Source organism: Malonomonas rubra DSM 5091 (assembly GCF_900142125.1).
Classification (GTDB): domain Bacteria; phylum Desulfobacterota; class Desulfuromonadia; order Desulfuromonadales; family Geopsychrobacteraceae; genus Malonomonas; species Malonomonas rubra.
This window is the reverse complement of sequence record NZ_FQZT01000004.1, coordinates 252797-268556: the sequence shown is the minus strand read 5'-3', so window position 1 is coordinate 268556 and position 15760 is coordinate 252797. Positions and strand designations below refer to the sequence as shown.

The following is a 15760-nucleotide window of genomic DNA, read 5'->3' as shown; positions in this document are numbered from 1 at the left end:
ACACAACCGATGGAGGAGAAAATGTTACAGATCGAATTGAGGTATGAAAACGCCACACTGGCCAGTTATGAAACCGAAAACGAGCAGGTCAGCATTGGCCGCAACCCGAAAAACGATATCCAGATCGACAATATGGCGGTCTCCAGTTTCCACGCAGTGGTGAAAAAAGTGATGAACGCCTACTTCATTGAGGACCTGAACAGCACCAACGGCACCTTCGTCAATGAGAAGAAGATCGACAAATACGAACTGCTCGACGGGGACAGGATCATCATCGGCAAACACCAGCTGCATTTTCGCTTTGGCGCTAAAGCGTCCCAACCCGCCCAGTTCGACGAAACCATGGTGCTCGACACAAAGAGGCAGAAGGAATTACTGGAAAAGAACCGCTGAATGCAACAGAGCTGAAATCCAGCGCCTCCAGATCATGCTATCGCGCTGCAGGCTGAGCGGCTCAAACAACGGAGAAATATTTCGCCAACAGCTGCCGAAAACGTTCGGCAGTGTTGGCCCGTTTCAGTTTGCCCAACTCCCGCTGCAGGCACTCATCCGGGATAAAATTGAGCAAATCCTTCAGCTTCATCAGCGCCTGCCGCTCTCCGCAGAATTTCACCAGATAAGGTTCCAGCAGATCACCGATATACTTACCCAGTTCCGCACGTCGTTGGTCTTGGTCAAGCTGCTCCGGCTCTTCCCCGCGAATACGACAAAACAGCAGTGGGTCCGCCAGCGCGCCACGCCCCAGCATCAGTCCGGCGACGCCAGTTTCCCGCAGTAATGCCCGCCCCGTTTGCGCATCGTTGATATCGCCATTGGCGATCACAGGTAGTTTTGTGCTCTGCACAACTTCGGCGGTCAACTGGTGGTCGGCCTGCCCGCTGTACTTCTGCAGCACAGTGCGCGGATGCAGGATCAGGTAATCGATGCCGCACTCTTCATACAGGGGCAGCAGGTCGAAAATCTGCTGCGGATCATCGTAGCCGGAGCGGCACTTTACCGAGAAGCTGCCGCTGCACGCCTGCCGCAGCGAGGTCAAAAGTTCGGCCAGCCTGGCCGGCTCACGCAGCAGCTCTCCACCAGTGGCTCCCGTCGTCATGCGACCGTATGGGCAGCCGAGGTTCAGGTTGAGATGTTGGCAACCAGCCTCCTGCACCCGCACTGCGGCTTCGCCCAGCGCCTCGGCATTGTGACCGATAAGCTGCACCACCAGGGGAACATGGGAGTCATGCGCACGGATCTCAGCCAGCTCGGCCTTGGCAACCCGTTTGCGCGACTGCTGCTGCACGCGGACAAACTCGGTAAAAACCAGATCCGGCTCGACCTGTTCGATAAAATAACGGCGCAAAGCATCATTGGTCAGCCCCTGCATCGGCGCCAGCATCAACGGAGGGTGATCATCAGACCAGGGAAGTTTTCTCATAGATCTTTCTGCAGAAAGGGTCGCAGCAACGACTCCAGGCCGTTCACTTTGATTTCGTAGATTTCCAGCAACTGCCGCCCTAACAGGCCATCCGGCAGGTTGTTGCGGACCAGCCAGACGACGTAAGGCTCTGGCAGATCGACCAGGTAGCGTCCGGCGTATTTCCCGAACGGCATCTGCGTCTGTGCCAGTTTGCGCAAGGCCTGTGGGTCCACAGCCGGAGTTTCAGCCATCTCCACGCCTCGCGCGCTTTTTCTGGTAAACCCGCTCGTCTGCCAGTTTCATCAGGCCCGCCGCCGAATCGACCGTATCCTCCAGCGCCGAAGCGACACCGAAGCTGAGGCGGACAGCGATCTCTTCTCCGTTCCAGCTCATTGGCTGCTCGGCGAACAGATCGGACATCCGCTGCAGCAGGATGGTCGCCTGAGCCTTGCCCGTTTCCGGCAGCAGCAGAACAAATTCATCCCCGGCCAACCGGGTCACCATGTCGGACTGCCGGCTCATCTCCGTCATCCCCTCGGCGATATATTTCAGCAGGGCGTCACCACAATCGTGGCCATAGGTGTCGTTGACCTGCTTGAACAGGTCGAGATCGATAAACGCCAGTGACAGCTGCGAATTGTAGCGCTGCGCGCGGGAGAACTCGCGCTCCAGCGTCTGTTCCATCGCCCGCCGGTTGTGCAATTCGGTGAGGGGGTCGTGATAGGCCAGATACTGCAGGTTTTCGTGGGCAGTGACATTGGAAAGAAAGAGCGAAACCTTGACCGCCAACCGTTCCAGGTGAACCGCATTGTAGCCGGGATGAAAACGACGCGGCGAAGGATCAGCCAAATTGAGACTGCCAACCAGAGTTCCATTGATGCTGACAGGCACCATCGCCAGAGATTTAAAGGAAAACCGCTCCGACTCTGGCAGCAGCATCAGGTAGGGGGCCAAATTTTCATTTTCCAGCAGCGGCTTGTCGGTGCGACGAATTAACTTGCCGAAGCTCTCGGGCTCGACCAGATTCAGATATCGTCGCAACTTGCTGCTGAGCGCCGCGCGCTGCAGCGGTGCCGCCGCCTCTTCATCGCGGATCAGGCTGAACCAGACATGCGGCACACCGAAGATATCGCCAATCTGCTCGTGCAGCACCTGAAAGAAATCACGAAAGTTGAGGACACCGAGGATTCTGGTTTCGAGCAGATGGTACTTCTCCGCCACCCGTTCGATTTCGTGAACCCGTTCAATCAGAGTGTCATGCCGCATCGTTCCACCCGCGTCGCTTCTGCTGAAAATAGTCCGCTCAAGCGAACGGCATGACTCATACCACAGTTCGAAGGAAAAAACATCAGGAGCTCAAAACCTGCTCGACCACCGCCGTCAGCTTTTCGACAGTGAATGGCTTGCTGACAACATCCTTGAAGCCGTAATCTGCGTAGTTCGCCATGATCGCATCATCGGCATACCCACTGGAGACGATCATCTGCACCTCGGGATCGATCTCCAGCAGATGCCGAGCAACCTCCTTGCCTCCCATGCCGCCGGGGATGGTCAGGTCGAGGATCACCAGCTCGTAGGCACTGCCACTGTCCTTTGCGCGCCTGTATTCTTCCAGCGCCAGCACACCATTTTCCACCGGCGTCACCCGGCAACCGATACCGGTAAGAATTTCAGCGGTCAAGGTGCGCACAATCTCCTCGTCATCCACCACCAGAATTCTGGCATTCAGTTCGGAACCGATACGGCCGTCATTCACGTCCATTGCGCCGGCCATATTCACCTCGGGGGAGGCCGGCAGATAAAGGGTAAAAATGGTCCCCTTCCCGACCTCCGACTCGACCATGATCTGACCGCGATGTTTCTTGATGATCGAATAAGCGGTCGCCAGACCAAGGCCGCTGCCGCTCTGCTTGGTGGTAAAGTAGGGATCGAAGATGTCGTCAAGCATTTCTGGCGGGATTCCGCTGCCCTCGTCACGGAAGCGCACACGGATAAACTTACCCGCCACGGTCGCGCCATCAGCGGTCTTGTAGCCGTCGCAGTTTTCCAGGTCGACATAGAGATGTCCGCCATTCGGCATCGCCTGCAAAGCATTCAGCGTCAGGTTGGAGAAGATCTGCTGAACCTGGCCCTTGTCGACCTCGGCCACCCAGATATTGTCAGCCTGTTGGAAAACCGGTTTGACGTTGCCGCCACTCAGGTCGAACTCGACCACTTCGCGCACCAGGTCCCCCAGGCTGACATGTCCGACAACCGGCGCGCCCCCCTTGGCGAAGGTTAACAGCTTGCTGGTCAGGTTGGTCGCCCGGTTCAAACTTTTTTCCGCCTGTGTCAGATACTTACCGGCCGGGTTCTCGGCATCCAGTTTGCGTTTCGCCAAAGCGATATTGCCGTAAATACCGGCCAGCAGATTGTTGAAATCGTGGGCAATGCCGCCCGCGAGGACGCCGATACTCTCCAGTTTTTCAATCCTCATCTGCTGCTGATCGCTCTTGCGCCGCTCGGTGATATCGTTGAACACTTCCATCACGCTGATTGAACCATCAGGGTTATGGATCGGCGTTGCCGCGACATCAAATACCCGGCCATCGGCGGTTTCCCGCTGATAATGGCATGAGCGACCGGTTTCGCGAACACAGTCGGGGCACGGGGTATCATCGTTCAGAACCGACTTGCTGCAGGTTTTCTCAGACCAGTCAGCGAACCAGGAGCGGAAAGTCGGATTGGCCGTCTGCACCTTGAAGTTCTCGTCAATGACCCGCAAACCCAGCCCCATCTTATCGATGGCATCGATATAATTCTGAATCTGATCATTATTCGATAGCAGCCGTTCCTGCTGATCAACCAGCATCTGGTTGTTTTTCCTGACGTAAACCAGGTAGGCAAAAAACACCAGTAGCAGTATCAGGGTGCCGCAGCCTTCGATAATGAACAACTGAACAAAAAACCGCTGCTGTTCGGTCATATCGTGCAGCAGGATCAATTTTCCAACCTTGGCCCCGGCAGCATCCGGTAAGGATTTCGCCAGCACATGCCAGTGTTTGCCGGTATCGACCGTAAAGCTCGTCAGGTCAGCGCTTAGCAAGCGATGGGCAAATGACTCCCCTGCCTCCAAAGAACTGTAGGTTATGACATATTGGGGGAAGCTGTCCCACTCCGGTTCGCGGCCGAGCATCCGCATGCCCTGCTCCCAGGTTTCGCGCTCGAGAAACAGCTTGTCAATCGCGACGATACATTCGGTTCCGTAACGGCGATGGATCATCGACATCGCATCTTCGATCTCTCTCCCCAGTTCGACATAACCGACGATCTCTCCATCCAGTTCTACCGGGGTCACCGCGCGCAGGGTAAAGGTTCCCAAGGGACCCAACTCAATCCCGGAAGAGGGGCAGCCGGTCTCAACCGCCTGCTTCATCGTGATGCGATCGATGAAATCGTCCGCCTGCCCCGGCTTATGAATCCGCAGCAGGTTGGTCTGGTCGGAACGGTGAAAGTAGAAATGGGTCACGTGATTTTTATCGCGCAGTTCAAGAAAACGTTGCTGATACCTGTTCAGCAGCACATCCCGTTGTTGATATTTCAGCAAAGGCGCAAGCTCGTTATCGGTAAGCAGCAACGACGCCAAAGCGGAAAGGGAGTCGGACTGTTCATCCAGCAGCAAAAACAATTCATCGTAAGAACTTTCCAGCAGTTCCCCTGTAGCACGAATCAGATTGCTCCTCTGAGAATAGATCAGCGCAGCGCTGAAACTTAGCAGCAGGATGATAAAGCCGACAGCCAACGGTATGAACAGGCGCTGTTGGACAGATCTGAGGGGAACTTTGAGCTTTTCGGTCATTGCCTTCCCTGCACGGAAAAAAGCAGCAAGCGGAAAACGAACGTATTATTTTATTTTAACAGATAGAAATGAGACAGCAGGAAAGAAATTTTTCCGTCAGCAAAGCAGTTTTTCTAATGAAGTCAGTAGACGGCTGTTGGCATCTGCAGAGAGCACCGCGACACGAAAAAAACTATCATCCAAAGGGGCAAAATCACCACAGCCACGAATCAGGATCCCTTGCTGGCGTAATGCGTTAATCGGCGCCCCTATTCCGGGTGGCATCTGGCAGAGCAGGTAATTAGTTTCGCTGGTGAATACTTTAATACCCAGCGCTTCCAGCCCCCGCGCCAACTCGTCACGCAATTGCGGAATCAACCGCAACGTCTGCTGCTGATACCCGGTTGCAGCCAAACACGCCTTGCCGGCCGCAATCGCCAGGTTCGACAGGGTCCAGGGTTCTTTGCCTGCAGACAGTAGCTCGATATCGGCCTGCGACGCCGCCAGGTAGCCGACGCGCACTCCCGGGATGGCATAGAACTTGGTCATCGAACGCAGAACCAGCAGGTTGGCGAGCTGCGTCACCTGAGGAAGAACCGAGTGCTGTGAGCAGAAATCGATAAAGGCTTCATCAACAACCAGTCGGCGGTCACCAAGCTGAGTGGCCAGCGAAACTAACTGACAGGGGTCGATAGCAACGCCGGTCGGGTTGCCGGGATTCGCCAACAGCACCAGGTCGGTATCCGGCTGCAGAGCAGAAAGGACCGCCTCTATCGAAAAAGCGAAACCTTCTTCCGCTACCAGCGAAACCGTATCGATCGAGCAGTCTGCCTGTCGCAGAGCCGGCGCATATTCACTGAAGCAGGGTTGCACAAGCAGTGCCCGGCGGGGCTTGAAAACGCGCGGCAACAGATAGATCAGTTCCGTCGAACCGCTCCCCGGCAGCAGATTTTTCTCAGGAAGATGGTGAAATGCAGCCAGATCGGCACGCAACGAGGTTGCGTCGATCTCCGGGTAGTCGCCGATCCGCTCCAGCGCGTCGGCAAGTGCACGGCGAACCTCCGGCGGAGTTCCGAGCGGGTTGATGCTGGCGGAGAAATCATCAATCTGTTGACGCGACAGTCCCAGTTCGCTCATCGCCGCATCGACGCCACCACCATGAATCGGCTTGCTCATAGCACCCCCTGAATCAGGATAGCCAACAGGGCAGCACCGAGAGTGCTGGTGTAAAGCAGACGGATCAAGCGGTGGTAATGGATGCTGGTCGGTTGTTCATCGGCATCGCCAAATGTCGGCTTTTCCAACCTCTGGCCGAAGTAAACCGCCGCACCGCCGAACTGCACGCCCAGAGCCCCGGCCGCTGCCGCTTCCGGCCACCCGGCGTTAGGGCTGGCGTGCTTTTTAGCGTCGCGAAACATCATCTGTTTCGCATTTTGAAAATTCATTCTTAATGGATATGAAAAAATAATGAACAGAAAACCTGTCAACCTGGCAGGAATGTAGTTTAAAATATCATCCAGCTTGGCCCCGGCCCAACCGAATTCACGATAACGTTCATTCTTGTAACCGACCATCGAATCGAGGGTGCTGACCGCTTTGAAGATGATCGCCAACACCGGTCCACCGAGCAAAAGATAGAATAAAGGTGCGATCACACCGTCGGATGCGTTCTCCGCTACCGTCTCCATGGTCGCTTTCAGGATTCCTTCTTCACTTAGCGTCGCCGTCTCGCGCCCAACGATCATCGACAGCGCCTGCCGCGCCGCATCGAGGTCACCAGCTTCCAGCTCCCTGATCACCGCCGCACTTTCTGAATGAAGGGAGCGCAGCGCCAGGCAACTCCAACTGAGCCAGAGAGAAACCAGCCAGAGCAGCCATTCGTTAAACGCCCCGGCGAACTGCAACAACAACCAGGCGAGACCGCCGCTGACAGACAGAGTGGCAACAACCAGTAATATTCCTGCCAGACGGAGATTCTTGAAGGTTTCCCGCAGCCAGTCTTCCAGCCATGAAATCAGTCGACCGATCCAGACAATCGGGTGTGGCCATCCATGCGGATCACCGAGGGCCAAGTCGAGCAGGAGGATTGCTGCCAGCAGGCTCGCGCTCATCCTCTGGACTCCGGTTGCCGCAACCAGGACGCGATCTGCTCGATATCGAGATGCTTTTCCAGATGATCCGCCAGTTTGTCCAGTTCGACGTTCAACGATTGCTGTGTCGAATGAACTGCCGGGGCATCACCTCGTCCGGCCCGCAACGGCGCCAGCACCGCGTAGCGCACCCGGTCGTTATCGAAGAAACCATGCAGGTAGGTGCCCCAGGCGCGACCGTCGGCGGAGACCGCACCATCGTTGAGCGAAATGGCTTCACCGGAGCGACTGGTCAGCCGCAACAATGGACGGCTCATGATGCCGCACTCGCTCTCCCCGGCGTGGATCTCGTAGCCAGTCACCTCACCCATGCCGCCGAACCCGGCGGCATAAGCTGCCTGCTGAAATTCGGCTGTAACCTGATGGGTCTGCTTTCCCGGTTTGAGAACGGTATCCACATCAAGTAATCCCAACCCGGCTGCTTCGGCCCGTTCCGACTCGACGCCATCCGGGTCGGTCAAGCGGTTGCCAAGAATCTGGAAGCCGCCACAGATACCGATCACCCGGCCACCAGCCGCATGGTAACTGCGAATTGCTGAGGCCAGCCCGCTCTCTTCGAGAAATTCGAGATCGGCCAAGGTGCTCTTGGTGCCGGGGATAATCAGCAATTGCAAGCCGTCGAGCTGTTCCGGCTTTTCGATGTAACTCAATGCGACATCCGGTTCCTGCTCCAGCGGATCGAAATCGGTGTAATTTGAGATGCGCGGCAAACGGACAACGCCGATCTGAATTCCCGTCTTTTTCTCCTTGGCTTTGCGCTCCAGTGCAACCGAATCTTCTTCCGGCAGCTTGAAATCACCGACCGGCACCACGCCGAGAACCGGCAGGCCGGTACGATCTTCGATCGCTTCGATCCCCGATTTGAGCAGCGAGGCCTCACCACGGAACTTGTTGATGATAATGCCTTTGAGCTGCGCCCGCTCGGCCGTGGAGAGCAGCTCGACAGTGCCGACAACGGCCGCGAACACGCCGCCACGATCGATATCTGCCACCAGAATCACCGGCGCTTCGGCCAAGGCGGCCGCTTTCAGGTTGGTGATGTCGTGGGCCATCAGGTTGATTTCGGCGATACTGCCGGCCCCTTCCAACATCACCAGGTCGACCTGGGCGGCAAGACGCCGGTAGGATTCGGTGACTTTCTGGAAAGCTTCCGGTTTGAAGTCGTGATACTGGCGCACCGACATGTTGCCAACTGGCCGGCCGTGGATAATCACCTGCGACCCAGTATCGCTGTTTGGTTTGAGTAGCACCGGGTTCATATCGATATGTGGCTCCAGTCCACAGGCCGCCGCCTGCAGCGCCTGCGCGCGACCGATCTCACCACCATCCGGTGTCACCGCCGAGTTAAGCGCCATGTTCTGCGCCTTGAAGGGGGCGACAACCCAGCCTCTACGGGCGAAGATCCGGCAGAGGCCGGCGTTGATGACGCTTTTGCCGACATCGCTGCCGGTGCCGCCAACGAACAGGGCCTTCGGTTTTTGACCCTCTGCGGCATCATCCTGCCGGGCAAAATATTTTCCAGCATAGCCGCGCGGCGTCACCATCCGCCCGGTAGCGTCAACATAGGTCGAACTGTTGCCGATCAGCACCAGCGAGAACATATCGATCTCGCAGTCGAGCATCCTGCCCAAAGTGGTGACGGTGACCTCTTCCCCGGCTCGGCAGGCGTTACGAACGATGCCGACCGGTGTTTCAGCAGAGCGATAACGCAGCAGGATATCACGCGCCTCGCCAATCTGGGTGGTGCGCCCTTTGCTCTTTGGGTTATACAGGGCAACAACGAAATCAGCACTGCCGGCAGCAGTCAACCGCTGGCGGATCAACGGCCAGGGCGTGAGCAGGTCGGAAAGAGAAATAACGGAGAAATCGTGCATCAGCGGCGCGCCAAGACGAGCGGCGGCGGCCTGTACCGCAGAGACGCCGGGCACCATCTCGACATCCAGTTCACGCCCGTCGAGCAGCTCCAGAACCAGCCCAGCCATGCCGTAAACACCGGCATCGCCGGAGCAGACCAGCGCGACCTTGCTGCCGCTTTCCGCCCGTTCCAGCGCCAGTTTGCATCGCTCTACCTCCTGCCGCATGCCGCTGGAAAGCAGCTCTTTATCGGCAATCAGTTCAGGAATCAGCTCAAGGTAGGTCTTGTAACCAGCAACGCAGTCAGCCTGCTCAATGGCAGCGCGAGCCGCCGGAGTCAAATGTAAAACGTCGCCGGGACCCAGCCCGACGACCCAGAGTTTTCCAGTCATCACTTTTCCAGACTCGTAAAACGATTAATCTTGTATTTCAGCGACAGCGATCGTCAGGTTGCCAACCTTCTGTTTGCGGATCAGCATTTCACCCATGTTGGAAGCAAGCAAAGCTGCCGGTTCACAGACGCCCTTGGCACCGACTGCTTTCTGTGCATGCAGCGACACCGGACTGGGGATTTCGACCTTGTTCAACTCGTCTGCGGAAAAAAACTTCAGCGGCAGATTGTGCCGTTCTGCGAATTGCAGCAATCCGGCTTCGTCCTGTTTTGCATCGATACTGGCAATACAGGCGATACTGGCAAAAGCAAGAAACGACTGCTTCAGCTTGCTGCGCACCGCCTGCTCGATCTCTTCATCCGAAGTGCCGCGATTGCAACCAATGCCAACAACCAGGTCGCGCGGTCGCAGAGCCAGCATCTCTGGCTGATTCTGTAAATGGGGCAGAAAACGATGGGTGACGAACACCAGCCCGTCGGCAGAGGAACGGGTCGCGGCAGCAAAATTATCGTACAGGCTCACCCCTTTGATCGAAACAAATTTGTCGGCAACACGTCGACGCTGGTCAACCAGGCCAATTTTACGCCCTTCCAGCAACAAACTGTTGAGAGTTTTCAAATGGGCGACCGGTTCGACCACCAGGTCGACATCCCGCGCCACCTGATCCCAGGCGGGCAGCTTGTTGACATCGGTCGCGGTGGTGATGACCGGCGTTGCGCCGCAAACAGTTGCCAGTCGCCGGGCCAAATCGTTGGCGCCACCGAGATGGCCTGAGAGCAGGCTGATGGCAAACTGCCCGGCCTCGTCCATCACCACAACCGCAGCATCCTTGTCTTTACCCTGCAGCTCGCGGCCGAGAATCCGCACAACGATACCGGTCGCCATGATGCAGACCAGCTGCTCGACTTCGGCAAACAACGACGGCAGCCAAACCGCCAAGGGCTTGTCGAAGTAATCACAATCGTCACCAGAGCGGTATTTCTCCGGCAGAAACACACGCGCCTCCGGCAGCTTGGCACCAAGGTGTCGCGCCAGCTGTGCCCCCCTCGATGTGATGGCGACTATCGCGAGTTTCATTTTGGCCCCTTTGGGTTCAGCTATTTTCGATAGCCGTGAGCAAAACCCGGATCATACAACTTCGACTTTTCCGGTACCCCTTTACTGCGTGCGTTCAAAACCTCGCCGACCAGAATCAGTGCCTGCCGGGTGATGCCGGCATCGGCGACTTTCTCTGCGATATCGGCCAATGTTCCCTCGACGGTCTTTTCATCCGGCCAGCTGGCACGGTAAACGACGGCCACCGGGGTCTGCTCGGTAAAAATTCCACCAGCCAGCAGGTCGGCGACCAGCTTGTCCATCATACCGACAGAAAGGTACAGACAGATGGTGCCGCCGTTGGCCGCCAGACGTTGTAACTGCTCCGGCTCCGGAACCGGCGTGCGCCCGGCCAGCCGGGTCAAAGTCATGGTCTGGGAGACTCCGGGAAGGGTCAATTCCTGCTTCAGGCTGGCAGCGGCGGCAAAGGTCGCCGTCACTCCCGGAATCACCGCGTAACCGATTCCGGCGACATCAAGGGCCTCCATTTGTTCTTGAATCGCGCCGTAAAGGGCGGGATCGCCAGTATGCAGCCGCACGACTTTTTTATTCGCCCGGCAGCCAGCAATCAAAATATCCAGAACCTGGTCGAGATTGAGCGGTGCGCTGTCGTGAACTTCGCAGCCCTGCGGGCACTCATCCAGCAGAGCCGGGTTGACCAGCGAACCGGCATAGACAACAACATCGGCCTGCTGCAGAGCCCTCAACCCTTTGACGGTGATCAGCTCCGGGTCGCCGGGTCCGGCGCCGACAAACAGCACCTCACCCGCTTTAAGCTCACCTATTGCCATTTACTCTTTTACCGCTGTCAGAATATAAACCGGGTTGTAAGCCTCGAACATCTTGTAGTCGGAGAGCGGCCGGGTGCGGGCAATGTTGACCGTTACCACCTCGACGTTATAGCCGGCATTACCGAAATACTCGTTGGCCGCTGTCAGGGTGTCGAGGGTGATCGCGTTCAGTACGATCCGGCCACCAGTGGCCAGACGATGATCGACGGTATCAAGGATGTCCCAGAGCCTGCCGCCGCTGCCGCCGATGAACACCCGGTCGGGATCCGGCAGTTCTTCCAGACAGTCCGGCGCCACCCCTTCGATCAGCGAAACATTGCGGGTGTTGAATTTCTGCAGGTTTTCCTTGATGAACTGGCGGCACTCTTCGTTGCGTTCGATGGCAAAAATTTTCCCGTTCGGCAACAGATGGTCAGCCTCGATGCAGATCGAACCGGAACCGGCGCCGATATCCCAGAGGCACATATCGTGACGCAACTTCAGCTTGGCCAGGGTGACGACCCGGACCTCTTCTTTCGTGATCAGCTTTTTGACGGTGACGAACTCATCATCTGGGATGCCGAGAGTCGGCACGTACTGGTGGGCATCGTCCTCGTACTCTTTGATCAGCAGCAACACGTTGAGCGGTGCTGCCTCGAACTCGAGTAAGCCCTTGATATCGGTGATGCGAATCCGCTCTTCGTCGGTGCCGAGATTTTCACAGAGATAGGCCTTGTAGCCACCTCGGCGGCGGCTGAGCATTTCACGAGCGATGGCGCCGGGCGTATTGGTCTCATCGGTCAGAACCGCCGCCTTATCATTGGCCACGATGCGGTCGACAGCGTCTTTCAGCGGTCGGCCGTGGGCAGAAACAAAAATCGCGTCATCCCAGGGCTCACGGATTTTGGCAAAAGCATACTGAACCGAGGTCACGTTCGGCAGAAACTCAATCAGCTCTTCCGGCAGGTTACGCAGCAAGTAACGGCCAATGCCGAAAAACAGCGGATCGCCAGATGCCAGTACCACTGTGCGACAGTCGCAACTCTGAAGGCGGGAAACAACCTCGGCCAGTTTTTTCCCGAGCACCAGCTTTTCGCCGGAAAAATCAGGGAAGAGTGCCAACAATCGCTCGGCACCGATCAACAGTTCCGCCTGGTTGATCAGCTCCAGCGCCTGCGGAGTGAATCCTTCCTGCCCGACAATCCCGGCACCAATAACATGAATTGACTTCATTTTTCGCCTCCCTTGGGGGATGGACATTTCAAGAAAATATTCTGGCAACCTGCCCCGCGTAATCGACCAGCAAAACCTCCAGGTTAGCGTCAGGGATCTGCCTCTGGCAAACGGCCACGGCTTCCTGCCCGATACGCTCAATCAACGCGGAATCAGCCCCGTACTGCTCGAAAATCTGCCGCGCAGTGTTGGCCAACTCTAGCTGCTCACATTCAGCAGCGTCAAGGCCGATTTCTTCCGCCCATCTGCGCAGTTGCGTCAGGTCAAGCTGCGAGTGACGGACATGGGTCTGAGGATGCCCACAGGCAATCTTAAGCAGTTTGGCAAACTGCCCGGACAGGGCAACCTGCGGCACCTTTTTACGCTGGCAGGCTTCAAGAGTATAGCCGATAAAATCGCCCATCATGATAAAAGCGTCTTCCGGCAGATCAAAATGCCGCCGCGCGGCCAACTCGCTGGTCCGGCCAGTCGAAAGCACAACCTGCTGCAGTCCAGTGGCCAGCGCGACGTCGATCTCCACCTCAATCGTATCGGTCCAGGATTTGTGCGAAAGCGGCGTCACCACACCGGTGGTTCCGAGCAGGGAGAGACCACCGATGATACCGAGTTTGGCGTTGAGGGTTTTTTCCGCCCGCTTTTCTCCATCCGGAATCGACAGGACCAGGCGCAATCCTTCATCTTCAGTGAAGACTTGCCGCAACGCCTGCGCGATCATCTGTTTCGGCACCGGGTTGATTGCCGCCTGTCCGACCGGCACAGCCAGCCCCGGCTTGGTCACTTTGCCGATGCCCTTCCCGGCAACGACTTCCAAACCACGACCTGCAGTCTTTCGCAACTCGGCGTGCAGTTCAATACCGTGGGTGATATCGGGATCATCCCCGGCATCCTTGACGACGAAGCAGCTGGCAACGCCATCGTGCAGAGCCTGTCCGTGCAATTGAAACTGCGCAATGAACCCGGCTGGCAGATCGATCTCCACCGTTTCGGCGACACCGTCACGCAGCAATAGGGCAGCCCCCTTGGCCGCCGCCGCTGCACAAGCTCCGGTGGTGTATCCGCTGCGCAACTCCTTTTTTGCCATCAGCCCTCGGCTTGAATCATCAATGCGTTGAGAATCGCTGCTGCTATTGCTGAACCGCCTTTGCGACCTTCGATGGCGATGTAGGGTAGATCAGCCGCTATCAGTGCGCCCTTCGATTCGGCCGCGCCGACAAACCCGACCGGCACTCCGACCACCAGCGCCGGATCGACGTCTCCTTTTTCTGCCAGTCGCAGCAACTCGAACAGAGCGGTTGGCGCATTGCCGATAAGGAAAATATTGCAACCCTCTTCCACTCCTTTGCGTAAAGCAAAGGTCGAACGGGTCAGCCCGGCGGCTTTTGCTTCATCGGCAACCTGAGGGTCGGCGACATGACAGGCGATGCTGCCGCCCAGTTTGACCAACCGCGACTTGTTGACCCCGGAGAGCACCATGTTGGTGTCGCAGAGAATTTTCGCCCCGCCCTGCAGTGCAGACACCGCCTGCTCAACCACATTCCAGGAAAAGCGCATCTGCTCGGCCAGTTCGAAATCGGCCGTGGTATGAATCACCCGGCGCACGATCGGCCATTGCTGCTCGTCAAATTGATGCGGTCCGATTTCACTGTCGATGATGCGAAAGCTTTCGCTTTCGATCTCTTCCGGCTTCAGGATGGTCGGTTGCTCTGCCATAAAAGGGTCCTTTGAATCAAATTTTATCCCCGCACAGATCTCTTCTGAACAGGTCTCCGGCACCACGCGAAGCGCAGAAGTCGCCACACATAGTGCAGGTCTGCTCGTCTTCCGGCACCCGACTGGCGCGAATCTTCTCCGCATCCTGCGGGAACAGCGCCAGATCGAACTGCGCTTTCCAGTCGAGGTCACGGCGCGCCTTGCTCATCTGCTTATCCCGCTCACGGCCCCTCTCAGGGTACTTGTTCATGTCTCCGATGTAGGCTGCAACTTTAGCCGCCTTGACACCATCGATCACATCCTGCTCGTTTGGCAGTGCCAGATGTTCTGCCGGAGTAATATAGCAGATCAGGTCGGCGCCGTAACGACTCGATTGTGCGGAACCGATGGCTGCGGTGATGTGATCGTAACCGGGAGCGACATCGGAAGAGATGGGGCCAAGCATATAGTAAGGCGCGTCACCGCTCATCCGCTTCTGCAACTTGATGTTGGTTTCGATCTCGTCCAGCGGCATGTGGCCCGGACCCTCGACCAGCATCTGGCAGCCCATCTCCCGTCCGAGTTCAGCCAGCTCGCAATTGATCAACAGCTCCTGCACCATCGCCCGGTCGTGGGAATCGTGAATCGCCCCGGCACGCAAACCGTTTCCGAGAGAAAGGACGGTGTCGTACTTTTTCAGAATCTCGATCACCCGATCGAACTTCTCGTAAAGCGGGTTCTCTTTACCGTTCTTCATCATCCAGGCAACCATCGACACGCCACCTTTCGAGACCAGTCCACCGTAACGGTAGCCCTGCTTACGCAGCCGCTCGATGGTGTAGAGGTTGATGCCGCAATGCACCGCCATGAAGGCCATGCCGTCAGCACACTGCTGCTCGATCAGGTCGAACAGCATCTCCTCGTCCAGCTTGTTCGGATCACCGTACTTCTTGGCCGCCTCGCAGAAAGCCTGATAAAGCGGCACGTTGCCGACCGGCAAATCGACCGCCGCGATCACTTCCTGCCGTACCCGGTCGAGGTCGCCACCAACGGAGAGTTCCATCAGCGTATCGGCGCCCGCTTCTTGAGCCGCCTTGGCTTTGCGCACTTCAGCTTCATAGTCGACGATATCGGAACTGGTGCCGATGGAGGCGTTGACCTTAGTTGCCAAGCCTTTGCCGATACCGACCGCTTTCGGCTTGCGGTTGTGATTGTTGGGTATGACGATGGTGCCGAGTTCGATCTGTTCACGCAGATAATGGCCACTGACGCCCTCGCGTTCAGCGACTTCAGTCATTTGTGGCGTTACAACACCCTCGCGGGCAAATTCAACTTGGGTTTTCATCACGTTTTTGCGT

At 57.1% G+C, this 15760-nt stretch carries 14 protein-coding genes; 1 reads left to right on the top strand and 13 read right to left on the bottom strand.

Annotated elements, in window-relative coordinates:
• The first annotated feature begins 21 nt into the window (after positions 1-21).
• Positions 22-393, top strand: coding sequence for an FHA domain-containing protein (locus tag BUB13_RS07960; RefSeq protein ID WP_072907627.1), 372 nt, complete (start codon positions 22-24; stop codon positions 391-393).
• A 61-nt stretch (positions 394-454) separates the two neighbouring features.
• Here BUB13_RS07960 and BUB13_RS07955 read toward each other — a convergent pair whose 3' ends face one another.
• From BUB13_RS07955 to thiC, 13 genes are all read right to left on the bottom strand, one after another.
• On the bottom strand, positions 455-1420 hold the full coding sequence (locus tag BUB13_RS07955) for a tRNA dihydrouridine synthase (protein WP_244151850.1): 966 nt from the start codon (positions 1418-1420) through the stop codon (positions 455-457).
• On the bottom strand, positions 1417-1653 hold the full coding sequence (locus tag BUB13_RS07950; protein ID WP_072907625.1) for a DUF3820 family protein: 237 nt from the start codon (positions 1651-1653) through the stop codon (positions 1417-1419). Before BUB13_RS07950 ends, BUB13_RS07955 begins: the two co-directional genes overlap by 4 nt.
• Positions 1646-2668 (bottom strand): GGDEF domain-containing protein, encoded by a 1023-nt coding sequence (locus BUB13_RS07945; protein ID WP_072907623.1) that lies wholly within the window; start codon positions 2666-2668, stop codon positions 1646-1648. Before BUB13_RS07945 ends, BUB13_RS07950 begins: the two co-directional genes overlap by 8 nt.
• An 82-nt stretch (positions 2669-2750) precedes the next feature.
• The gene (locus BUB13_RS07940; protein WP_072907621.1) at positions 2751-5240 is read right to left on the bottom strand and encodes an ATP-binding protein; all 2490 of its coding nucleotides are present in this window, start codon (positions 5238-5240) and stop codon (positions 2751-2753) included.
• A 96-nt stretch (positions 5241-5336) separates the two neighbouring features.
• Positions 5337-6395 (bottom strand): threonine-phosphate decarboxylase CobD, encoded by a 1059-nt coding sequence (gene cobD, locus BUB13_RS07935; protein WP_072907619.1) that lies wholly within the window; start codon positions 6393-6395, stop codon positions 5337-5339.
• Positions 6392-7330, bottom strand: a complete 939-nt coding sequence (gene cbiB, locus BUB13_RS07930; protein WP_072907617.1) for an adenosylcobinamide-phosphate synthase CbiB — start codon at positions 7328-7330, stop codon at positions 6392-6394. The genes cobD and cbiB overlap by 4 nt, the downstream gene beginning before the upstream one ends.
• Positions 7327-9615, bottom strand: coding sequence for a cobyric acid synthase (locus BUB13_RS07925; RefSeq protein WP_072907615.1), 2289 nt, complete (start codon positions 9613-9615; stop codon positions 7327-7329). The genes cbiB and BUB13_RS07925 overlap by 4 nt, the downstream gene beginning before the upstream one ends.
• Before the next feature lie 24 nt (positions 9616-9639).
• Positions 9640-10692 carry a cobalt-precorrin 5A hydrolase gene (locus tag BUB13_RS07920; RefSeq protein ID WP_072907613.1) on the bottom strand — a complete coding sequence of 351 codons (1053 nt, stop codon included), beginning with the start codon at positions 10690-10692 and terminating at the stop codon, positions 9640-9642.
• A 20-nt stretch (positions 10693-10712) separates the two neighbouring features.
• Positions 10713-11501 (bottom strand): precorrin-4 C(11)-methyltransferase, encoded by a 789-nt coding sequence (gene cobM / locus BUB13_RS07915; RefSeq protein WP_072907611.1) that lies wholly within the window; start codon positions 11499-11501, stop codon positions 10713-10715.
• Positions 11502-12713 (bottom strand): precorrin-6y C5,15-methyltransferase (decarboxylating) subunit CbiE, encoded by a 1212-nt coding sequence (cbiE, locus tag BUB13_RS07910; RefSeq protein WP_072907609.1) that lies wholly within the window; start codon positions 12711-12713, stop codon positions 11502-11504. It abuts the gene before it with no gap.
• Between the two features lie 28 nt (positions 12714-12741).
• Complete coding sequence (gene cbiD, locus BUB13_RS07905; RefSeq protein WP_072907607.1) at positions 12742-13794, bottom strand: cobalt-precorrin-5B (C(1))-methyltransferase CbiD; 1053 nt, start codon at positions 13792-13794, stop codon at positions 12742-12744.
• Positions 13794-14423 (bottom strand): precorrin-8X methylmutase, encoded by a 630-nt coding sequence (locus BUB13_RS07900; RefSeq protein ID WP_072907605.1) that lies wholly within the window; start codon positions 14421-14423, stop codon positions 13794-13796. The genes cbiD and BUB13_RS07900 overlap by 1 nt, the downstream gene beginning before the upstream one ends.
• 16 nt (positions 14424-14439) lie before the next feature.
• Positions 14440-15747 (bottom strand): phosphomethylpyrimidine synthase ThiC, encoded by a 1308-nt coding sequence (gene thiC, locus BUB13_RS07895; protein ID WP_072907603.1) that lies wholly within the window; start codon positions 15745-15747, stop codon positions 14440-14442.
• Positions 15748-15760 lie beyond the last annotated feature (13 nt).